This window comes from Trichococcus sp. (assembly GCF_049684335.1).
GTDB lineage: Bacteria > Bacillota > Bacilli > Lactobacillales > Aerococcaceae > Trichococcus.
This window is the reverse complement of sequence record NZ_JBAVFV010000056.1, coordinates 14476-34496: the sequence shown is the minus strand read 5'-3', so window position 1 is coordinate 34496 and position 20021 is coordinate 14476. Positions and strand designations below refer to the sequence as shown.

23 protein-coding genes are annotated in these 20021 nt (G+C 46.4%); 4 read left to right on the top strand and 19 right to left on the bottom strand.

The genetic code is table 11. The features are described from left to right. Positions 1 to 489: 489 nt before the first annotated feature. The 9 genes from WBM30_RS10335 to WBM30_RS10295 form a co-directional block, all read right to left on the bottom strand. Positions 490 to 807, bottom strand: a complete 318-nt coding sequence (locus tag WBM30_RS10335) for a PTS lactose/cellobiose transporter subunit IIA (protein WP_068561593.1) — start codon at positions 805 to 807, stop codon at positions 490 to 492. Positions 808 to 834: 27 nt separating this feature from the next. Then, positions 835 to 1155 carry a PTS sugar transporter subunit IIB gene (locus WBM30_RS10330; RefSeq protein ID WP_086986658.1) on the bottom strand — a complete coding sequence of 107 codons (321 nt, stop codon included), beginning with the start codon at positions 1153 to 1155 and terminating at the stop codon, positions 835 to 837. A gap of 139 nt (positions 1156 to 1294) precedes the next feature. Beyond that, positions 1295 to 2731 (bottom strand): glycoside hydrolase family 1 protein, encoded by a 1437-nt coding sequence (locus WBM30_RS10325; RefSeq protein WP_424900637.1) that lies wholly within the window; start codon positions 2729 to 2731, stop codon positions 1295 to 1297. Between the two features lie 105 nt (positions 2732 to 2836). Further along, positions 2837 to 3154 carry a PTS lactose/cellobiose transporter subunit IIA gene (locus tag WBM30_RS10320; RefSeq protein ID WP_068561596.1) on the bottom strand — a complete coding sequence of 106 codons (318 nt, stop codon included), beginning with the start codon at positions 3152 to 3154 and terminating at the stop codon, positions 2837 to 2839. Positions 3155 to 3179: 25 nt separating this feature from the next. Continuing rightward, the gene (locus tag WBM30_RS10315) at positions 3180 to 3500 is read right to left on the bottom strand and encodes a PTS sugar transporter subunit IIB (RefSeq protein ID WP_424198570.1); all 321 of its coding nucleotides are present in this window, start codon (positions 3498 to 3500) and stop codon (positions 3180 to 3182) included. A 66-nt stretch (positions 3501 to 3566) separates the two neighbouring features. After that, positions 3567 to 4877 carry a PTS sugar transporter subunit IIC gene (locus WBM30_RS10310; RefSeq protein ID WP_424900636.1) on the bottom strand — a complete coding sequence of 437 codons (1311 nt, stop codon included), beginning with the start codon at positions 4875 to 4877 and terminating at the stop codon, positions 3567 to 3569. Between the two features lie 195 nt (positions 4878 to 5072). Continuing rightward, the gene (locus WBM30_RS10305) at positions 5073 to 6473 is read right to left on the bottom strand and encodes a glycoside hydrolase family 1 protein (protein WP_424900635.1); all 1401 of its coding nucleotides are present in this window, start codon (positions 6471 to 6473) and stop codon (positions 5073 to 5075) included. Positions 6474 to 6728: 255 nt separating this feature from the next. Beyond that, positions 6729 to 7484 (bottom strand): MurR/RpiR family transcriptional regulator, encoded by a 756-nt coding sequence (locus WBM30_RS10300; protein WP_424900634.1) that lies wholly within the window; start codon positions 7482 to 7484, stop codon positions 6729 to 6731. A 175-nt stretch (positions 7485 to 7659) separates the two neighbouring features. Continuing rightward, positions 7660 to 8697, bottom strand: a complete 1038-nt coding sequence (locus WBM30_RS10295; protein WP_424900633.1) for a DUF7309 domain-containing protein — start codon at positions 8695 to 8697, stop codon at positions 7660 to 7662. Between the two features lie 197 nt (positions 8698 to 8894). Here WBM30_RS10295 and WBM30_RS10290 point away from each other — a divergent pair, with 197 nt between their 5' ends. Further along, on the top strand, positions 8895 to 9656 hold the full coding sequence (locus tag WBM30_RS10290; RefSeq protein WP_424900632.1) for a GNAT family N-acetyltransferase: 762 nt from the start codon (positions 8895 to 8897) through the stop codon (positions 9654 to 9656). Positions 9657 to 9718: 62 nt separating this feature from the next. Here the strand turns inward: WBM30_RS10290 and WBM30_RS10285 are convergent, their stop codons facing one another. From WBM30_RS10285 to WBM30_RS10240, 10 genes are all read right to left on the bottom strand, one after another. Next, positions 9719 to 10003, bottom strand: coding sequence for a DUF503 domain-containing protein (locus tag WBM30_RS10285; RefSeq protein ID WP_256327920.1), 285 nt, complete (start codon positions 10001 to 10003; stop codon positions 9719 to 9721). Positions 10004 to 10283: 280 nt separating this feature from the next. Beyond that, positions 10284 to 10925 carry a bifunctional phosphoribosyl-AMP cyclohydrolase/phosphoribosyl-ATP diphosphatase HisIE gene (gene hisIE, locus WBM30_RS10280; protein ID WP_424900631.1) on the bottom strand — a complete coding sequence of 214 codons (642 nt, stop codon included), beginning with the start codon at positions 10923 to 10925 and terminating at the stop codon, positions 10284 to 10286. Further along, positions 10918 to 11682, bottom strand: coding sequence for an imidazole glycerol phosphate synthase subunit HisF (gene hisF, locus WBM30_RS10275; RefSeq protein ID WP_424900630.1), 765 nt, complete (start codon positions 11680 to 11682; stop codon positions 10918 to 10920). The genes hisIE and hisF overlap by 8 nt, the downstream gene beginning before the upstream one ends. Then, on the bottom strand, positions 11679 to 12383 hold the full coding sequence (gene hisA / locus WBM30_RS10270) for a 1-(5-phosphoribosyl)-5-((5-phosphoribosylamino)methylideneamino)imidazole-4-carboxamide isomerase (protein ID WP_424900629.1): 705 nt from the start codon (positions 12381 to 12383) through the stop codon (positions 11679 to 11681). The genes hisF and hisA overlap by 4 nt, the downstream gene beginning before the upstream one ends. Further along, the gene (gene hisH / locus WBM30_RS10265) at positions 12384 to 12959 is read right to left on the bottom strand and encodes an imidazole glycerol phosphate synthase subunit HisH (protein ID WP_424900628.1); all 576 of its coding nucleotides are present in this window, start codon (positions 12957 to 12959) and stop codon (positions 12384 to 12386) included. Then, the gene (gene hisB / locus WBM30_RS10260; RefSeq protein WP_424900627.1) at positions 12956 to 13549 is read right to left on the bottom strand and encodes an imidazoleglycerol-phosphate dehydratase HisB; all 594 of its coding nucleotides are present in this window, start codon (positions 13547 to 13549) and stop codon (positions 12956 to 12958) included. The genes hisH and hisB overlap by 4 nt, the downstream gene beginning before the upstream one ends. Beyond that, a complete protein-coding gene (locus WBM30_RS10255) occupies positions 13531 to 14529 on the bottom strand; it encodes a pyridoxal phosphate-dependent aminotransferase (protein WP_424900626.1) in 999 nt (332 codons plus the stop codon). The genes hisB and WBM30_RS10255 overlap by 19 nt, the downstream gene beginning before the upstream one ends. Continuing rightward, on the bottom strand, positions 14526 to 15776 hold the full coding sequence (gene hisD / locus WBM30_RS10250) for a histidinol dehydrogenase (protein ID WP_424900625.1): 1251 nt from the start codon (positions 15774 to 15776) through the stop codon (positions 14526 to 14528). The genes WBM30_RS10255 and hisD overlap by 4 nt, the downstream gene beginning before the upstream one ends. Further along, a complete protein-coding gene (gene hisG, locus WBM30_RS10245; RefSeq protein WP_106450358.1) occupies positions 15763 to 16380 on the bottom strand; it encodes an ATP phosphoribosyltransferase in 618 nt (205 codons plus the stop codon). Before hisG ends, hisD begins: the two co-directional genes overlap by 14 nt. Positions 16381 to 16392: 12 nt before the next feature. Continuing rightward, positions 16393 to 17214 (bottom strand): ATP phosphoribosyltransferase regulatory subunit, encoded by an 822-nt coding sequence (locus WBM30_RS10240; RefSeq protein WP_424900639.1) that lies wholly within the window; start codon positions 17212 to 17214, stop codon positions 16393 to 16395. Positions 17215 to 17352: 138 nt separating this feature from the next. On the opposite strand from WBM30_RS10240, the gene hisJ reads away from it, so the two are divergent. The 3 genes from hisJ to WBM30_RS10225 all read left to right on the top strand — a co-directional run bounded on the left by hisJ (position 17353) and on the right by WBM30_RS10225 (position 19764). Further along, positions 17353 to 18180, top strand: a complete 828-nt coding sequence (gene hisJ / locus WBM30_RS10235) for a histidinol-phosphatase HisJ (RefSeq protein WP_424900624.1) — start codon at positions 17353 to 17355, stop codon at positions 18178 to 18180. 158 nt (positions 18181 to 18338) lie between these two features. After that, positions 18339 to 18914, top strand: a complete 576-nt coding sequence (locus WBM30_RS10230; RefSeq protein ID WP_424900623.1) for a DUF1836 domain-containing protein — start codon at positions 18339 to 18341, stop codon at positions 18912 to 18914. Beyond that, a complete protein-coding gene (locus WBM30_RS10225; protein WP_424900622.1) occupies positions 18901 to 19764 on the top strand; it encodes a DegV family protein in 864 nt (287 codons plus the stop codon). Before WBM30_RS10230 ends, WBM30_RS10225 begins: the two co-directional genes overlap by 14 nt. The last annotated feature ends 257 nt before the right edge of the window (positions 19765 to 20021 follow it).

The window sequence follows — 20021 nt, the reverse complement described above, 5'->3', positions numbered from 1 at the left end:
GCTCTTAATTTTTTGCTGACTTTATGTTTGCGATACTACGTATCGTCTTCGTTTGCTTCGACCGAAGTCTAAGCTCCTTGCACATTTGGTTCGTTCATTCTTTATTCAGTTTTCAAAGGTCAATCGTTTATCACGTGTTACGTGATTGCTTATTCATATTAGCACGGCTTCGTTTATCCGTCAAGCTATTTTTGAAATATTTTTCAAAAACATTTACTGACGACCGCTCGAAGCAGCAACTTTCATATCTTATCACCATCACGATTGCATGTCAACAATTTTTTCAAATTATTTTATTTGCTCTCGTGGACAACTTCTAAATACTACCACCTTGCACCTTCCATTGTCAACACTTTTTAGCAGAGAAAGCTCCGGAGTAGCGAATACATGATCCGTTTTATACATTCCTTCATTAGAGTCCGAACCAAAAAAATGCGAATAAAAAAGCGGATATCCGGTTCCCCCGAATATCCGCTCGTGTTTGAATTGTTATTTACTGATTTTTTCGTAGATTTCGACGATTTCTTTCGCCAAGTCTTTGAATGCGATCGAAGTCATCAAATGATCTTGTCCGTGGACCATCAATAACGACAGTTCAACTGCATCTCCTGAGGCTTCTTGTGTCAACAGACCAGTCTGCGCATGGTGGGCTTCCACCAATGCTTTTTCCGATTCGCCGATTTTTTCGTTTGCTAATGCAAAGTCTCCTGCTTTTGCCGCTTCGATCGCTTCAATCGCATTTCCTTTTGCATCGCCCCCATGCATGATCAACTGCATGATGACATCCAGGTTTTTTGGTTCTGCCATGTTTGTAACTCCTTCAGTGTTGTTTGATTATTCGCCCATCAAAGTAAGAGCTGTTTTCAATACTTTTTCGCCGTTCATCATGCCGTAGTCCTGCATGTTGATGACATCCATTTTTGTGTCAGTGCCGGCTACTTTATCTTCGAATTGTTTCTTCATGTATTTAACTTGAGGTCCCAGCATCAGGACATCGATTTTTTTCTTAGCCAAGTGTGCATCTGCTTCTGAAGCGGATACTGCGAAAATATCAGCGTCCAATCCTTGTGCCACCGCTGCTTTTTGCATTTTTGATACAAGTAAGCTAGTGCTCATTCCAGCTGCACATACTAACATGATTGTTTTATCTGCCATATTCATTCTCTCCATCCATAAATATAATTTAATATGCAATTATTATAACACACATGATAGCGTTTGTCGCAAGCACTTACATAAATTTACAAACGTTTTCAGAAAATCGCTTTCTTTTTGCTTCCGCGAAGGAAAATTTTTACTTCAGATTCTTGCCGTTTTGTTCTATGACCTCTTTATACCAGTAATAACTGGCTTTTTTGTGGCGTTTCAATTCTTTCGAACTCTCTTCATCGCGGTCTACATACACAAAACCATACCGTTTTTGATACCCGTTCAACCAACTCAACAGATCGGTATAGCTCCAAGTACAGTAGCCAAGTACTGTAACCCCATCCGTGATGGCTTCCTGAACCGCTTTGGCATGGTCGTTCAAATAATCAATCCGATACTGATCATGAATCTGTCCTTCTTCAAGCTTGTCGTATTCGCCCAGTCCATTTTCTGTTATCAATATCGGCAATCTGTAGCGACTGTTTATCCGGCGCAAGGCAATCCGAAGGCCCACTGGATCGATATCCCAATCCCAATTGGTTTTTTCGACGAATGGATTCAATACTTCTTTGAATACTCCCGGTATCCCGCCTCTTTCCGTACTTCCCTTTTCACCAGAATAGTTCGGCGTTCCGACGCCGACACCATCCAACGGATTCGCGGCAACAGTTGATGTCTGATAATAATTCACGCCCATGAAATCCGGTTTCCCTGCTTTCAATACTTCAAAATCTTCCGGCAATGTTTCAGGCAACAGGTCATTCTCTTCCAACCAATTCCAGATTACTGAAGGGTACTCACCTGTAGCATAGACATCCATCCAAAAATAAGCATTCATTTCATCAAAATTCTCCGCCGCTAAAACATTCTCGGGCCGGGCATCAATAGGATAGCCTGGTGAATAAGCGAAACTCGGACCAATTTTCCCTTGCAATCCTAGCGAATGGTATTTTCCGATGGCTGCGGCATTCGCTACATTCGCATGATGATTGGCTTGGTACATCCGTTTCGGATCCTTCACTGCCGGCGGGTGGGTCGCCATCAAGTAGCCATGGGAAATGAAGACATTTTGTTCGTTCAAGGATACCCAATAGTTGACCCGGTCTCCGTACCTACGGAACACAGCCTCTGCGTATGTTGTAAAGTCTTCGATTATCTGGCGGGACTCCCATCCCAGATAATCGTCCTGCAGATATTGCGGGATATCCCAATGATATAACGTGACAACCGGTTCAATATGATTTGCCAGCAACTCATCGATCAGATCATCATAAAATTGCAAGCCTTTTTCGTTCACTTCCTGCATGTTGTTCGGGAAAATGCGACTCCATGCAATCGAGAAACGATAAGCCTTCAGTCCCTGCTCAGCCATCAGGGCGACATCTTCTTTGAAACGGTGATAGTGATCAACCGCTACATCACCGTTCGTTCCTTTAAAAGTCTTGCCGGGAATCCTGACAAAGGTATCCCAGACAGATGCGCCTTTCCCATCTTCATCCCAAGCCCCTTCGACTTGATAAGCAGCCGAGGCTGAACCCCATAAGAAGCCTTCCGGAAAATCCTTCAGTTTTTTGTGTTGCATATTATGACCCGCTTTCTGTTTAGTTTGTTTCTGCTGCTCAAAATACAAAATGGGCCATAAATCATATAAGCGATTTATGGTCCATCTATGTTTGGTGATCAATGATTATTTTGCGATTTTCTCATAGATTTCGACGATTTCTTTCGCCAAGTCTTTGAACGCGATCGAAGTCATCAAATGATCTTGTCCATGGACCATCAATAACGACAATTCCACTGCATCACCTGATGCTTCTTGTGTCAACAGACCAGTCTGCGCATGGTGGGCTTCCACCAACGCTTTTTCCGATTCGCCGATTTTTTCGTTTGCTAATGCAAAGTCTCCCGCTTTTGCCGCTTCGATCGCTTCAATCGCGTTCCCTTTTGCATCGCCCCCATGCATGATCAATTGCATGATGACATCCAGGTTTTTTGGCTCTGCCATGTTAATAACTCCTTCGGTCTTTTTATTATAGTCCCATCAAAGTGAGGGCTGTTTTCAATACTTTTTCGCCATTCATCATGCCGTAATCCTGCATATTGATGACATCCATTTTTGTATCTGTGCCGGCTACTTTATCTTCGAATTGTTTCTTCATGTATTTGACTTGAGGTCCCAACATCAGAACGTCGATTTTTTTCTTAGCCAAATGTGCGTCTGCTTCTGAAGCGGATACTGCGAAAATATCAGCGTCCAATCCTTGCGCTGCCGCCGCTTTTTGCATTTTTGATACAAGTAAGCTGGTGCTCATTCCAGCTGCACATACTAACATGATTGTTTTGTCTGCCATAATATTTTCTCCACCCTTATATATATTTGAGCCCCTATAAAAGGGGCTCGTTGTGAGGCTATGTTATTATGCTACTACGTTGCCTGAAGCATCAGATTCAACTTCACCGTTTTCAATACTGTATGCTTTCTTGTCTTCGATTTTGAAGAATGGGTAGAAGACTGCAGCACTGATGACTGTTTCGACGATTTGCCATACAGCACCTCTCCAGCCGCTGATCAAGAAACCAGAGAATATTGGAGGAGTTGTCCACGGAATGTTTACCCCGTTTGCAAGTGGAACCAGACCAATGCTCATCACGACATAAGTAAGGATAGCCAAAATTACTGGAGTCAAAATGAACGGGATCATCAAGATTGGGTTCAATACGATTGGCATACCGAAAATCAATGGCTCATTGATGTTGAAGATACCAGGTCCGATTGCTAATTTTCCGAGTGTTTTGAATTGAGCAGATTTAGCTACGAATAAGCAAAGCAATGCTAAACCTAATGTTGAACCGGCACCGCCGATTTTAACGAAGTTTGCATAAAACTGGTAGTTGACGATGTTCGGTAATTCCAATCCTGAAGCGTAAGCATCTGCATTTTCTGCAGTAAGAGTCAACCAGATTGGTTGCATTACAGCACCTACGATGTTTGGACCGTGAAGACCGAATGAGAACAAAAGCGTTTCCAAAATCAATACCAAGACAGTTGCCGGTAAAGTTGCGCCTAAGCTTGTCAGTGGTGCTTGGATGATTTCGAAGATGAACGATTGAGCTGTTTCGTAAGGTGTCAAAGCGAATACCATGCGCAAGATGTTGAAGATCAAGATGACAAACAATCCAGGAATCAATGCGTCAAATGATTTTGCAACGTTTGATGGTACAGAATCAGGCATGCTTAATTTCCAGCCACGAGCCAATACCCAACGGATGATTTCGACTGCGAATACAGCACTCATCATACCTAGGAACAAACCGCTGGCACTCAAGTTGCCCATCGGGATACCCGATGCGTTTTCAGCGCTTAAAAGTGTTGGAGTTAAGATAAGGAATCCAACGATACCGTAGATGATTCCTGCCAAATCATCCAATCCGTAGTGTTTTGACAAGTCTTGGGAAATTCCGATCATAACGAATAATGTCATGATGTTCATTGTCATATTATAAGGTACCAGGAAGAATTGAGTCCAGTTTGCGCCGAAGACGCCTGCCATCATATCTGCGTAACCAGGAATCGGTAAGAAAGCGAGTAAAAGGAAAATCGATCCGATGATCAGTAGGGACATTGCTCCGAAGAACCCGCTCTTGATCGCTGAAAGGTAACGGTTTTCGTTTAATTTATAAGCAATTGGTCCTAATTTTTCTTGTAATGAATCTAAGAATTTATCCATAATAAAATCCTCCTCTGTTAGAACACTTGTGAAGACAGCGTACCATCTTCAAAAAAAGTAAAATAAATTGATATGATTGCTTGTCCGGATTCTGCCAGTCAGTCTCAGAACAATGGGCCTTCGTCTTCCGCATTCACTTGCCGCTGTTCTTTATCAACAATGGATGGTGCGAAAAACTTTTCTAGCTTTCTACCTCTAACCTTCCAGTTTTTCCCCGTTTGACGCGATCACTCCTTTATACCAATAGAAACTATCTTTCCGGTATCTCTTCAGATCTTTCAGATCGAAGTCTTCCCGGTTGACGTAAACAAAGCCATAACGCTTGCGGAACCCTTGGTGGGTGCTGATTAGGTCGATCGCACTCCATGTGCAATAACCGAACACATCGGCTCCATCCGTAACTGCCAGGTTCATCTGTTCGATATGGTTGCGGAGATAGTCGATCCGATAGTGATCATGGACCTTCCCATCTTCCAGCTTATCAATACCGCCTAAACCGTTTTCAGTAACGATCAGGGGTTTACGATAACGAGAGTAAATTTGGTTAATCGTCGTGCGGAATCCAGTAGGATCGATCTGCCAACCGAATTCAGTATAAGGAAGATGCTCATTGTCGGATCCTGAGAAGAATCCTTCTTGGCTATCTGATAATTGCTGATCTTTTTTGCCTGTTGCGCGTTCCGTTCCAGCCGGATAGGCTTGAACAGTCGAGCTATTGTAGTAGTTGAAGGCGATGAAATCGCATTCTGCGGATTTCAGTATCTCCAAGTCACCCGGTTCCATATCAGGCAAAGCTTCATTTTCTTCCAGGTAAGCCCACACTTGGTGATTGTATACACCATACACGGCGATATCAAGATATAGCCAGTTACGGATTGCGGTATACAAATCGGCTGCTTGGACATCCGCTGGGTTGTTCGATTTCGGATAGACGGCCGAAATGTTCGGTGCCGGTCCGATTTTCACATGCGGCAACTTTTCGTGGCAGTTGTTCATCACCATCGCCTGAGCAACAAGCATGTGGTGGTTTTGTTGATACAAGGATTTCAAGGTGCTTTCACCTGTACCGACTGCAGCGCCGTGAAGAATCATCATATTCTGTTCATTGATCGTCAGCCATAATTTGACGCGGTCTCCTAAGTTATCGAAGAGGATATCGCAGTAGCGGACAAAAGCATCGATTGTGGCGCGGTTTTCCCAGCCGCCTTTTTCAGCAAGTCCTTGCGGCAAGTCAAAGTGGTAGACCGTCACTAACGGTTCGATACCGTATTTCAGACATTCATCAATCAAATCGCTGTAGAACTGAAGACCTTTCGGATTGACTTCTCCATCACCGTCCGGAATGACCCGTGACCATGAAATCGAGAAGCGATAGGTTTTGAAACCCATCTCAGCCAACAATGCGATATCTTCCTGCATGTGGTGGTAATGGTCAGTAGCTACTTTAAAATCGGAAGTATCAGGAACGATTTCCTTCGCGTCCTGAACAGATGGTCCTTTTCCGTCTTCGTTCCAAGCGCCTTCAACTTGATATGCGCTGGTTGCGGATCCCCATAAAAAATCTTCTTTAAATGGTTTCAATTTCTTATGATACATACTCTCATTCCTTCCCTATCGATCTCCACTCAGAAAGCCAACCCCACTAAAGCGGTTACATAGCTTTCAAAAGCGAACTCTCTTCTTTTAAAAAGAGTCGTTTGCAGATTGCGAATGCGCTTTCTGTTTTTCAACATAAGCTTATTATAGAGTTTGTGAACGAAATGTAAACAGTTTCATGTATTAAAGGAACAATGATCAGCTTTTGGAATGATGTTTCAGAAAAGAAACGTTTTGTTTCAAGTTGACCCTCTGCTAAAGCTTATTGTTAAGCATTTGTTGCATGTAGTTATAATTGCGTCTCGCCAGTGTTTCAATTAAAAATACGGCCGGCAATTGGGAAGTTACGTTTACCTCTTCGTCTACGTATTCTGGTGTCAGATGATAAGCGAGGTTGATTTCTGACTGTCTTGCCAATGAATTGGTGGAGGAATTCGTAATGCTGATGATTTTGCTCCCCAAGCTCTTCAGATCGCCCACTTTTCTTAACATCATGTCTGTTTCCCCGGAAACGGAACAAATAATCGCCACTGTATTTGTATATTGTCGACTGATCATATGAAATGGATAAAAAGCATCTTGGATATGGAATGTGCTTTGTCCCAAGTTAGAAAACTGGCGGGAGGCATAAGCCGCTATCAGACCTGACGTACCGATGCCAAAAAAAACAGCCACATCGGAATTTGCTATCAACTTGACTGCATCCTCTATTTTTTCTTCATATTCCGATTGCATGGAACGGCTGAAAAACTCTTCAACGATTTCGGAAGTTTCAAACACCTTCTTATTGTGTTTGCGGTTGTCCATTTCCTTCAAATGAAGCTTGCACTCCCAGATATTTTCGAAACCCAACTTGCTGATGGTACGCGTAACCGTCGCCGGCGATACATGGGTCTCGGAAGCTATCTCGCGGACACTCATGCGGATGACTTTTTGGGTATGCTGCACGACGTACTCGTAGACCTTTAACTCTGTATTAGTCAGTAACTTCACATTCTCTTGGTTGAACACATAAAAACCCCTTTATCCGGAACAAATAAGCTCTGAGGCGTGCATTAGTTCGTTGTCTTTTCTTCTTAACCATTTTAACATTTATTTAAAAAAAAACAAAAAACAAAACAATTTTACGGAACGCAAAATTGTTTTGTTTTTTTATGATGCTTCTTTCAGAAGAACAGGCTGTTTCTTAGATGATATCCTCCGAAAGACTTTTGCGGAATGCCTCGATTTTCCGTAATCTGCTCTTTTCACCGTGCGCGATATCCAGCTCATCCAGCAAGGGAACCAACATTTCGTAAGTTTCCAATACGCTATCTCCGCGCATTTCGATTTTGGCAGGAAAAACTTTCGCTTCAAACAGATATTTATACAGTTCGAATTGGATATCGCGTGATTTATCGGAAGTCAGCACAGTCGCCAGCAGCACTTCCCCTGATTTTTTATCTGCGACGGCCATCATCTTCACAAATCGCGGCCGTTCGCCTTCTTTGAAGGTGATTGGTTGGGGCAAATAGAACAAGTCCACTTCGAAAGTATTTCTTAGGAAGTTTTTCTTTTCCATCATCAGACGACGGATTTCGAACTGGGAAAGCATCAGATCGTATGGACCTTTCGTCAATTCACCGCCAGTCAGGAACGCCAGTATGTGTTCTTCTTTCAATTTCCAGACACTGTCTTTTGTACCGGCTTGGTAATAGTAACGCGTCGGTACATCATCCGCAGCAAAAGACTTGTCAAAATCCAGTTTGCTGTAGATGGGGAACATTTCCAAAAAGCTCTCCAGCACTCGTTCGAAAAGAGTGATGTCCTCTTCGGTCGCCGACCAAGGAACAAATCCTGGCGTAAAATCCAGTAGCTCCGGCCAAGCTTTCTTGCCGCGGAATTTGACATCCGTTGTGCGGATGCGGTTATAGTCGATCTCTTCCAGTTTGCTTCGGTCGACGAATTCCAATCTGATGTTTTTCAGCTTTTCGGTGTATTCCCCGATGCCGTCTGCGTCCGTGAACTCCGACTCCAGCAGATCCAAATAGAGGATGTATTCAGAAACATCCCGGAACACACTCAATCCGATACTGTCCTCATCCAACCCATCCAAGGCAAAGAATACCGGTTCCTTACGATCGGAATATTTGATTCCGACGACATCCGTGTCTTTCATTTTGTCCCAAGGCTTCAGTTTATGGAAAGCCTTTATGTTTTCGTACAATTTTTGATAATCTCTCATTTATATCTCCTATCTATTTACAAAGCATAAGCTCAAAACCTTGATAAAGATGGAATGCGGAGAAGATGCTTCTTTTTTGGCATACGTTTCCGGCGGTTCCAAGAGCTTATCCTGTTTCAGCTTATTGAAATGAATTCCTTTCCTATGCTATCATATCTTGAAGCGTGCATCAATTTTTCTTTTTAAGGAGTCCAAAAATGACCTTTTCTTTCAAGGATATCGAACACAGCAAATCCATAGTCAAAGAAACCTCTCTGTACACGCACCATCGCAATGAAAAAGCTCTTTTTATGCACATCGAGAATTATGTCATTTTCCATCGCGTCCCCACCTTCGCTGAATTCATGGAGACGGAAGCCTATTTGAAATCAGAGCACCAAAAACACGGTCAGGATTTCATAAAATTCATCTGGCCTGAAGACTGCGAAATTCCGCAGCCGATCATTTCCTATCTGGGATCGAACGACTTCAGCCTGGATGTCCTTGAGCTGTATGCGGCCCCGCCCGGAATCTTTGTTTCGACGCGGATTGATGAAACGCCTTCCGACGTCAGAGTGGAATGTGTGAATGCTGATAACCGCAGTGCCTATCTGGCTTTGTCCGCACGGGCAGACAAGGAAGTCAGCGAGGAATTCGCGAAACAGAAGCAACCGTACACCCAAGCTAAATTCGGCAATCCGGCTTTCTATCCCATCGTGGCCATTTGCTTCGAAGAAGCGGTCGGTTCCATCGATCTCTATATGAAAGAGGACAGCATTGAAATCGACAATTTTTACGTCGCCATGGATTCCCGGTGCAAAGGGATCGGAACGGCTCTGCAGCAATTCGTCATGGAGCACGCCGACGGAAAAACCGTCCTTTTGGTTGCTGACGCAGCGGATACGGCGCGCGAGATGTACAATCGTCAAAATTACACGTACGTTTCTTTCCGCTACGAACTCCTGAAAGTATTTAAATAACAAATCAACGCACCTTCAACCGTACGGCAGATTGCCGGATGGCTGGAAGTGCGTTACTTTGTTTATTCAATTTCGTTGATTTGGTAAATTTCCACAGGGTAATTCGATTCGATTTCCTCGATGATTTTATCCACGATTTGTTGGCACAGGACCCGTGAACTGTTTACAACCGCCAATCCGATAACTGCTTGGTTCAACATATCTTGTGCCGACACTTCCGCAATGCTGACATTGTAACGTTGATGCATCTTAGCAAGGATGCTTTTCACAACGCTGCGCTTATCCTTCAAAGAATTAGAATCAAAAAGCCGCATAGACAGTTCAACAGCCAACACGTTCATCGTCATCGCCCCATTTTTATTTAATATGGAAACATTATCTCTTCAAGACAAAAAATAACCGAAACTGCCCCTTCTGTCAAGGGATAGCTTCGGTTACCTTATATCAAGGACGGGATTCATCGTATCCTAATAGTTGAACTCTGAATTGCAGGGGATTCATCGTATCCTAGAACGGTTCTGATTCGCAGACACCACTACCGTTTCGCAACCCAGTTAGTGAACAAAAGAGGTTCACTAACTGGGTTACTCCAACGTACGGGTGTCTAACCGCGAATCATCACACACTTTAGTATTCTTCTACATCTTTTCGTTCGCCTTTGAAGTTGTTTTTCTTTTGGTGGCGTTCGATTAGGACTTTGGTCACATCGGCTACGTCGACGCCTTGGTCATACAGGAGTACGCCGAGATGGTAAAGAAGGTCTGCGGTTTCGTTGGCTACCTCTTCTTTGTCGTGGTTTTTTGCGCCGATGACGACTTCGAAAGCCTCTTCGCCGAATTTCTTGGCGATTTTATCTGTTCCCTTGTCCAACAAGTAGTTTGTATAGGACTTTTCATCATGTCCGACAGCGCATTGGCGGATGGTCTCTTCCAAGTCATCCAACCCAAAAGCAACCGGTATATCGAAACAGCTTTCCGTGTTGCGGTGGCAAGTCGGCCCAGCCGGATCGATCATGATCAGCAACGCGTCTTGGTCGCAGTCCAGGTACATATCCTTCACGAACTGGTAATGCTCGCTGGACTCGCCTTTTTTCCATAGTCTGTCCTTGCTTCGGGAAAAGAACCAGACAACCTCGTCGCGTTTCGTCAATTCGAAGGCCTCTTCATTCATGAAGCCAACCATCAAAACATTTTTGTTCGTAAAGTGCTGAAGAACAACAGTCAATAACCCTTTCGAAAAATCAGGTACCAGTGCATCGTATTTAGACATTGCGCATATCCACTCCATTCTCCGTACAGCATTCTTTCACTTCGGCAATCGACACTTCTTCATCATGGAAGATGGAAGCTGCCAAACCGGCCGATACATTCGTTTCCTTGAACAAGTCGGCGAAATGCTGGGCATTCCCGCCGCCTCCGGAAGCGATGACCGGAATCGAGACCAAGGCTTGGATTTTATTCAGCAGACGGTGATCAAAGCCTTGCTTCATGCCGTCATAATCCATGCTGGTGACCAACAATTCGCCGGCACCCAACGCTTCCACTTGCTGCACCCAGTCCAACGTCTTGATGTCGGTCCGTTTTTTGCCGCCATGGGTATAGCAATACCATTCCTCTTTGTCGGCTTCCCATTTCGCATCGACAGCGATGCAGATGCATTGGCTGCCGAACTTGTCGCTTGCTTCCTTGATCAGTTGCGGATTCGCCAACGCCGATGAATTCAGGCTGACTTTGTCCGCTCCAGCGTTCAGCAAGCGGGAAATATCGTCCGTCGACTTGATGCCGCCGCCGATCGTCATCGGAATAAACAGCTGTTGCGCCGTTTTGCGGATGACATCGATCATCAGGTTGTGCCCGGTTTCGGTTGCGGAGATGTCCAGAAAGACAAGTTCATCCGCACCCAAAGCATTGTAGCGCTTCGCCAGTTCGACCGGATCGCCGATTTCGCGCAATCCCTTGAATTGGATCCCTTTTACGACGGTGCCGTCCTTCACATCCAGGCAGGGAATGATCCGTTTCTTTATCATGCCAAGCCCTCCCAGAAGGCATCCGTATTGGCCGCTTTGCCGACGATCGCTGCCGCAACTCCCAAAGTTTCCAATTTTTTGATGTCTTCGATGTTGCGGACTCCGCCAGATGCAGTGATGGGATGGGTCGAGAGTTCGACAAGCTTGCCGGTCAACTCAAAATTCGGCCCGGCCATCTTGCCGTCTTTCGAGATATCCGTATAGATGATGCCGCCCAAAGCCATCGGATTCGTCGCTTCCACGACATCATAGATGGTCTGGCGGCCCGTTTCGGTCCAACCGTTCACGGCGACCAGTTCGCCTTTTGCATCCAGACCCAAGTAGATCTTGCCTGGATATTTCGCCGTCATCTCAGCCAACCATGGCAGATCCTGCAGCCCTTTCGTCCCGACGATCACATAGCTGGCACCTTTTCCGAAATAGTGCTTGATGGTTTCTTCGGAACGGATGCCCCCGCCGATTTCGACAGGCAATGCGCTCTGTTGCAACAGCTGCTCGATAAACGGCGTTTCTTCCGGTTTTTGGTTCAAAGCGCCCATCAAGTCCACGATATGGATGCGTTTCACTTGCTCATACTGCGCATAAAAAGCTATGGCTTCCTGAGGCGTACGCTGCATTTCTTCTTTCGTGCCGTAGTCCCCTTCGGTCAGACGGACACTCTTGTTGTCGATCAAGTCGATCGCCGGCCAAATCTCTATCATTTATTTCCATCCCCCTTGCAAAGCTTGGTTCAAAATTTCCAGACCGTAATCCCCGCTTTTTTCCGGGTGGAACTGGATGCCGATGACGTTATCTTTCTGGACGATCGCTACGATTTCCTGGCCGTAGTCCGCTGTTGCCACAACATTTTCGTCGGTCACTACTTTGTAGGAATGGATGAAATAGACATCCTTGTCCAAACCTGGATGACTTGAATGCAGATTGTTCCAGCCCAAATGCGGAACCGGCAGGTCGCTGACGATGTATTTCACTTCGCCCGGTAAAAAGCCCAACCCATCGACATCGCCTTCTTCGCTGTGTTGGAACAGTAGTTGCATCCCGAGACAGATGCCGATGAACGGCTTCGTCCGCTCCAACTCAGTCAGGAGTTCCCGCAAACCAATCGCATCGATCCGCTCGATGGCATCCTTGAAATGTCCCACGCCCGGCAGGACGATGACATCCGCCTTGCGCAATTCTGCTTCGTCATGCGTCAGGACCGTTTCATAGCCAAGAAAACGAATGGCGTTCGTCAGGTTCGCAATGTTCCCCAAGCCATAATCAACGATTGCTATCATTCGATCACTCCTTTTGAGGAAGGCAAACGCTGCACATCTGAATCGGCCATCGCGATGCGCAGGCTTTGCGCAAAGGCTTTGAAGACGGCTTCGATTTCATGGTGCGTGTTGCCGCCGCGGATAAGATCAATATGTGCCGTGTAACGGGCATTGATGACCAACCCATGGAAAAATTCTTCAACCAACTCCACATCGAAGCTGCCCACTTTTTCTTTCGAAAACGCGGCATTGAAACTAAGATAAGGCCGGCCGCTGATGTCGATGACGGAACGGGCCAAGGTTTCATCCATCGGTACATAGGCAGTCCCGTAGCGGTTGATTGCCCCTTTGTCCTGACCCAGTTCAGCCAACAATTGCCCCAAAACGATGCCGACATCCTCGGTTGTGTGATGATCGTCCACATCCGTGTCTCCGTCCACCTGGACATCCAAAACGAAGTGGCCATGGAAAGCGAACAGATCCAACATATGATTCAAGAAGCCCACACCCGTATTGATGACGGAAGGTTCCAACCCTCGTTTCAAGGTGATGGCAATTTTCGTTTCTTTGGTAATGCGCTCTTTTGATACGCTCACAGCTGTTCTCTCCATTCTTTGATGATTTCGGCTAAGGCATCCAACTGTTCATCGGTGGCGATCGAGTAACGGACAGCCGTTTCGATGCACGGGATGCCTGATTTTTCATAAGTGCGCGGCTGATAGCCGTGGTCGATGATCCATTGTCCCAACGCTGGCGCCAATTCACCGTAAGTGAAGACGAAATTCGTTTCGCTCGGCAGGACAGAAAGAATGTCCCCGACTTCTTCATTGAAGATTTTCTTCAACTTGGAGGATAGACGTCGTTGTTCCGCCATGAAGGCCCGCAGCCGTTCCGGATGTTCCAACAAGAAGGCCGCTATGCTCAAAGATAAGGTATTGAGCGGATACGGATGCGCGATGGAATTCAACAACTGCATCGTTTTCGCCGTCGAACTGGCGATGCCGATGCGCAGACCGGCCAAACCGTAAATTTTTGATAGGGTACGCAAAAGGATGACGTGGTCACCGACCGGGCGCGCCGGCGGGTTGTCCACGAAATCCATGTAAGCCTCGTCCAAAATCAGATAGCCGCCATATGCAGCCAGCAAATCCGCCGTCTTTTCGATGAAAGCAGCAGGATGCAGCCCGCCCAACGGGTTGTTCGGCTGCGAAACGATGAAATAAGCAGGCTTTTCCTTCTCGATGACGGTGTACACTTGTTCATAGTCAAAGGAGTAATCCGCTCTGCACGGCACTTTGATGATTTCGCGTTGGAACTGTGCAGCGTATTCTTCATACATCACGAAATCCGGCTCCAGCATCAGGATCGGTCCGTCCTCCAAAAGGATTGTGCATTTCTGGATCCATTCATCCGATCCGTTGGCAAAAGCGATCAGGGCGGGATCCTCGCCGTGGAAAGAGGCGTACGCTTCCGTCAGGCGGTCGATCGCATCGTCCGTATATTCCTGGAAGCGCGTCGCCACAGCTATTTCAGCAATTTCTTCATTTGTCAGCGCACGGATGGGACTTTCATTTTTGTTGATGCGGATCATTTGTCACCCCCCATTCTGACAGCCAAGGAATCGTGGTGGGCCTGCAACGACTCTTCGGTCGCAATCAACATCCCGGCAGGAGCCATTTTCCGGAACGTTTCTTTCTTCAGGTTCAGGACAGAGTTCGGGCGCAGGAAGTCGTTTACGGACAAACCGTTCGCAAAACGGGCATTGCCTCCGGTCGGCAACACATGGCTAGGGCCGGCAACATAATCCCCAATCGCTTCAGGCGAATATTCGCCGATGAAAATCGCTCCGGCTGTTTCGATGGCATCTATATAGTCTTCGGCGTCCTTTGTCTGGATCGAGACGTGCTCTCCCGCAATCAGATTCACGACTTCGATGTTCTCTGCTTTACCGCTTGTCAAAATCGGGAAGTGATTGTGCTTCAGGCTCTCCTCGATGACTTCGATGCGGCTTTGTTTCGCTTTCTGGACAAGCAGTTCGGCTTCGATGGCGGCCAATTTCTCTTCGTTGTCGCAAACAAGGAAGGTGCGGGCCAATTCATCGTGCTCGGCTTGCGCCAGCAAATCGATGGCAACCCATTCGTTGTTCGCCGTTTCGTCGACGACTACGACAATTTCGGATGGTCCGGCGATCGAATCGATGCCGACATCTCCGTAGACTAATTTTTTCGCCAAGGCGACATATTGATTCCCGGGTCCGACGATTTTATCGACGCGCGGAATGGTTTCCGTCCCATAGGTCAAAGCAGCGACAGCTTGGGCACCGCCTACTTGATAAACGTGTTTTACATCACAAATATGGCAAGCGGCCAAGGTCGCTTGGTTGATGGCAGTCTTTTGCGGCGGGGTCACGACGATTGTTTCCTTTACGCCGGCTACATTGGCCAACACCGCAGTCATGAGCACTGTGGAAGGATAACTCGCTTTGCCGCCCGGCACATAGATGCCGACTTTATTCAGCGGATGGATTTTCTGGTACAGTTCCCCAGCCGGAGACTGTTTCCACTTGATGCTTTCTTGATAGACCGTGATGTTGTCACGGGCTTCCTCCAAAGCAGCGCGCAAGTCTGCATCCAAGGTGTCATAGGCTTCCTTGATGACGCTCTGCGACACTTCCAATTCCGTGATGTCTGCTCCATCGAAACGTTTTGCGTATTCAAACAGTGCAGCATCGCCTTTTTCCTGGACCGTCTGGATGATTTCCATCACGGCTTGCGTCTTCGAAAAGTCAATCGTATTTTTTGTTTTGTAAGCTTCCTTGAACGTTTTAGTTGTGTACATTATTTTTCACCTTCAATTGATTGATTATAGTCTGGATTTCATCGTATTTGGAGAAATAAGCATGCTTGTTTGAAATCAGGCGGGCATTGATTTCATCAAGGCGGACTTGCTCACTTAAACCATTATCATGCAGCGTTTTGCCGGATTGGACGATATCCATGATGGCGTCCGCCATATCGATGGTCGCGGCCAATTCGACGGACCCCTTCAGGGCGATGATTTTCACGGGTTGCTTGATGGAATCAAAATATTGCCTGGTGTAGTTCACATACTTCGTCGCAACAACTGGATAAACGTCTTTCTTCTCTTTGCTGGCGATGGCGAAATGGCAATAGCCGAAAGGCAAATCCATCAGATTGTTGATGTTGCAGTTCTGCTCAATCAGAATATCGCTTCCGGTGATGCCCAGATCCGCGATCCCTTCTTCCACATATACAGGCACATCTTCCCCTTTAACCAAGATGAAGCGGGTGTCCTTTGTCTGAATGACCAATTCCCGAGAAACGGACTTCAATGCTGTCGACCATTCCGTCAGGTTGATTTCATCCAAGTATTGGATAAAATCCTTAAGCTGTCTGCCTTTTGATAGCGCGATAGTAATCATTTTTTCCCTCCGTTAATTGTTGATGGCCATTCCGAATGCTTTGGAAGAGCTTGTATATTGACCGCCCGATGCTACGGGTTCCGTTTGGTTTTCGCCGTACAGTTGGATAAAAATCCCTTTATAATAAGATTGGTTCGGCAATGCCAGCATATCCGCGTAGACGTAATCCACGTTCTTGCTTTTCAGCGTCGCCTCCCATTCCGCCAGTTCATTCAAATGTCCGGTCAGTTCAGGATAGTTTTCCTTCAAATAGTCGGCCTGTTCCGTAGGTGCTTGATCCATCAAACCGATCAGCGGATGATCCGCACCCAAACGATGCTTCAAGGCATCCTGGTTTCTTTCGCAGATGAACTTGCGGACGGAAGGATCTTCCAACTCCCGTGGGCTAAGTATTTTTTTCAGTAATTTGTTATGGCTGACTACCGCAACCGATAAGGAAAGGTCCAATTCCTTCTCCATGAAGGTGATCATATCGCCCAGAACCTCGATTTGTTTCGGAATCGAGTCGGTAAATGTTTCCACACCCAATTGGTGACGCTCTTTCAGCAGCGAATAGACCGGGCCGGAATAGGCTATTTTATCGGCGCGTAAATGGTACTGCTTGCGGTATCTCACGATGGCATTCGTCCAGTCACTGCGCAGGGCGAAAAGTTTATCGCCGCTTTGCCATTTATGCCGGTTCAGCATCAGGTGCAAGTCATCATGAGACAGTTGTGTCCACTCAAATTTCTCTACGACTCCCAGGTCGATCAGATCGTACCCTAAGTGGTGGAAATGATGGAGAAACCCCATCTCTCTTTGTTTCTTCGCTAGCAACGATTCATTCGTCATCATTTCGTCCAAACTGTCTCACTCCCATTTCTTTTTGATAGGCCATCTGTTATCCTTAGAGTATCGTTAGAATACCATTAGACGTTGGTGTTATCATACCATAGAAAGCTGCTACATTGTATCCTAAAATGATGACACTTTATGAAGAAAGGAAGATGGAAGATGCACAGCGACAAACACGTCCATACCCCCTATTGCCTGCACGGTTCATCCGACGCAATGGAAAATTATGTGAAGGTTGCCATCGAGGCCGGCCTTGAATCACTCACATTTACAGAGCACGCTCCTTTACCGATGGAAGATCCGCTTCCGGACAAGGACAGTTCGATGCGACCTGAAGATGTCGATGCTTATCTGACTGAAGTCCGCTCACTTGCCGAGAAGTATCAAGGCATCCTCGAAATCCATGCCGGTTTTGAATTAGATTATTTGGAAGGAAAAGAGACGGAAACGCTTGCCTTCCTGGAAAAATACCCAGAGACGGTCCCCCACTCGATTCTGAGCGTGCATTTCGTGCGGCTCGCGCCGGAAGAATACTTCTGCATCGACTTGGACCGCGAATCCTTTACGCAAAAAGGAGCGGATATCGGCTACGAGACGCTCTACAGCCTTTACGAAGCGGCGGTCAAAAAAGCCTTGGCGCTTCCGTACGGAGCATTGACACCTAAAAAAATCGGCCACATCAACTTGATTCACAAGTTCCAAAAAGCCTACAGCGTCAGCGACCCGATTGACTGGAAGCTGCTGTTGGATAAGGTGAAGGAGAGCGGGTACACGCTTGATTATAATTTTGCCGGAATCGACAAACCGGACTACGGAAAAACGTACCCGGATCCGGAAATGATGGTCTACGCGATAAAAATCGGCCTCGCCTACGAGAAAGGTTCCGACGCCCATTCCTCCCATGAAGTAGCCCGCTATTTCGGTACGACAACAGCAACGGAATACGATGACTGGAAAGAAGCCTGAAAATGGCTTCTTTTTTTGTAGTCTCATCCTATCAGCGCGGAGCCTTCGGAATTGAATTTTCCGTCGAATACTGGTACATTTATCTAGTAATCAAAAACATTACATCTAGTATTGATAACTAGATTAAAATTTTTTTAGTTCAGAAAGCAGGTTGTGCCGTGAAGCTTAAACCAGAATTGGAAGAGTATCAGCAACAGCTGCTCAATTTGACGTTCATCCGATTTGATGAGCTGCCTGATTTCGGTCTCTACAGCGATCAAGTGATCGCCATCATCGAAAAGCAATTGGGTTTCCTGAATGCTACTCAGGAAGAACGCATCATCACGCCGGCTATGATCAATAATTACGTAAAACTGCAACTGATCGATAAGCCCGAGAAAAAGAAATATTTCAAGACACATATCGCCCAACTGATCGTCATCACATTGCTTAAACAAGTATTGCCGTTGTCGGAGGTGAAAAAAGGACTGGAATTGCAAGTATCGATCCGCGGATTCCAGATCGCGTACGACACCTTCTGCCAAGAATTGGAGTATGCATTCCGGATGCTCTTCCGTGATCTCGACAAGAAAGAGCATTTCACCTATACCTTGGAGGATATCCACAGCGAAAACTTCGCACTGAAGATGATCACGCTGTCGCTTGCTTCGAAATTATTGACACAAAAAATCATATTGGTCGATGGCGTCAGTCATGCATCCAATAAAGGAGAGAATACTAATGACGAAATCTAATTCCATTGCTGTTTTGGCCGATTCCTGCAACGATATTCCACAGGAGCTGCTTGCCAAATACCACATTTACACCTTACCGTTGATGATCAATTATAAAGACACGAGCTATCGCGATCGGGTCGACATCACACCGGAGCAAGTCTACGCAAGATTCCAGGAAGAGATCCCGAAGACAAGCCTGCCTTTGCCGGAAACGATTGCCGACACTTTCGCCAAGATCAAAGCGGACGGCTTCGATCAAGTGATCGTATCCGCCATTTCCAGCGGTTTGAGTGGCACCTGTCAAGCCATAAAATTGTTGGCGGAGGATATCCAGGACATGCAGATTGTCGTCATCGATACACTGAACATCGCCATCGCCTCCGGATTTGTGGCGCTTTATGCTGCCGAACAGATCGAAGCGGGACTTCCGTTCGATGAAGTCGTTTCAAAAACACAAGCAGCCGTGAAAAAGTCCACCATCCTGTTCGGGGTCGGTACCTTGGAATACCTGATGAAAGGCGGGCGCATCGGTAAAGTCTCAGGAATCCTGGGAAGCGCCTTAAACATCAAACCGATCATCTCCTGCAATGAAGAAGGTATCTATGACACGGTCGCAAAAGTACGCGGCCGCAAACAGAGCATTCAGAAACTGATCGATATGACCCGCGAAAAACTGGGTCAGCACAAAAATTACTACTTGTCGATCTGCCATGGGGATGCCTACGATGAGATGCTCGTTATGAAAGAACAGCTGAAGGATCTGGTCGCCGGCGCCAAAATATACGCCGAAGGTCAAATTTCGCCGGTATTAGGTGTCCACACCGGACCCGGATTGCTGGGCATCGGAATCATGGTGTTGGAAGACTAAAAGAGTGTGATGAATCCCGCTCTAGAAATCGAGCACTAAGAGGCTATTACGAGAACGGACGCTTTCTGTCCGTGACGTAATAGCAGCTTAGGCGGAGATTTCTGGGATTCAGAACACGTTTAATAAGAGTGTGATGATTCGCGGGAGGGGAACAGCGGCTGAATGCGGACGCAACTCCGGCCAGACCTCCCTCACCGGAGTTCACCAGCACAAAAAGAGTGGCTGCCCGAAATGGCAGCCACTCTTTTTGTGCTATC

Excerpts from the sequence above, each read along its gene's own strand:
- hisF (WP_424900630.1), bottom strand. The coding sequence starts at position 11,682 with ATGATAAAGAAACGGATCATTCCCTGCCTGGATGTGAAGGACGGCACC.
- WBM30_RS10315 (WP_424198570.1), bottom strand. The coding sequence starts at position 3,500 with ATGGCAGACAAAACAATCATGTTAGTATGTGCAGCTGGAATGAGCACC.
- WBM30_RS10240 (WP_424900639.1), bottom strand. The coding sequence starts at position 17,214 with ATGATGACGAATGAATCGTTGCTAGCGAAGAAACAAAGAGAGATGGGG.
- hisD (WP_424900625.1), bottom strand. The coding sequence starts at position 15,776 with ATGTACACAACTAAAACGTTCAAGGAAGCTTACAAAACAAAAAATACG.
- WBM30_RS10325 (WP_424900637.1), bottom strand. The coding sequence starts at position 2,731 with ATGCAACACAAAAAACTGAAGGATTTTCCGGAAGGCTTCTTATGGGGT.
- WBM30_RS10310 (WP_424900636.1), bottom strand. The coding sequence starts at position 4,877 with ATGGATAAATTCTTAGATTCATTACAAGAAAAATTAGGACCAATTGCT.
- WBM30_RS10285 (WP_256327920.1), bottom strand. The coding sequence starts at position 10,003 with ATGACGATGAACGTGTTGGCTGTTGAACTGTCTATGCGGCTTTTTGAT.
- WBM30_RS10290 (WP_424900632.1), top strand. The coding sequence starts at position 8,895 with ATGACCTTTTCTTTCAAGGATATCGAACACAGCAAATCCATAGTCAAA.
- WBM30_RS10255 (WP_424900626.1), bottom strand. The coding sequence starts at position 14,529 with ATGATCCGCATCAACAAAAATGAAAGTCCCATCCGTGCGCTGACAAAT.
- WBM30_RS10305 (WP_424900635.1), bottom strand. The coding sequence starts at position 6,473 with ATGTATCATAAGAAATTGAAACCATTTAAAGAAGATTTTTTATGGGGA.
- WBM30_RS10330 (WP_086986658.1), bottom strand. The coding sequence starts at position 1,155 with ATGGCAGATAAAACAATCATGTTAGTATGTGCAGCTGGAATGAGCACT.
- hisH (WP_424900628.1), bottom strand. The coding sequence starts at position 12,959 with ATGATAGCAATCGTTGATTATGGCTTGGGGAACATTGCGAACCTGACG.
- WBM30_RS10335 (WP_068561593.1), bottom strand. The coding sequence starts at position 807 with ATGGCAGAACCAAAAAACCTGGATGTCATCATGCAGTTGATCATGCAT.
- hisG (WP_106450358.1), bottom strand. The coding sequence starts at position 16,380 with ATGATTACTATCGCGCTATCAAAAGGCAGACAGCTTAAGGATTTTATC.
- hisIE (WP_424900631.1), bottom strand. The coding sequence starts at position 10,925 with ATGTCTAAATACGATGCACTGGTACCTGATTTTTCGAAAGGGTTATTG.
- WBM30_RS10295 (WP_424900633.1), bottom strand. The coding sequence starts at position 8,697 with ATGAGAGATTATCAAAAATTGTACGAAAACATAAAGGCTTTCCATAAA.
- hisB (WP_424900627.1), bottom strand. The coding sequence starts at position 13,549 with ATGGAGAGAACAGCTGTGAGCGTATCAAAAGAGCGCATTACCAAAGAA.
- hisJ (WP_424900624.1), top strand. The coding sequence starts at position 17,353 with ATGAAGAAAGGAAGATGGAAGATGCACAGCGACAAACACGTCCATACC.
- hisA (WP_424900629.1), bottom strand. The coding sequence starts at position 12,383 with ATGATAGAGATTTGGCCGGCGATCGACTTGATCGACAACAAGAGTGTC.
- WBM30_RS10225 (WP_424900622.1), top strand. The coding sequence starts at position 18,901 with ATGACGAAATCTAATTCCATTGCTGTTTTGGCCGATTCCTGCAACGAT.
- WBM30_RS10320 (WP_068561596.1), bottom strand. The coding sequence starts at position 3,154 with ATGGCAGAGCCAAAAAACCTGGATGTCATCATGCAATTGATCATGCAT.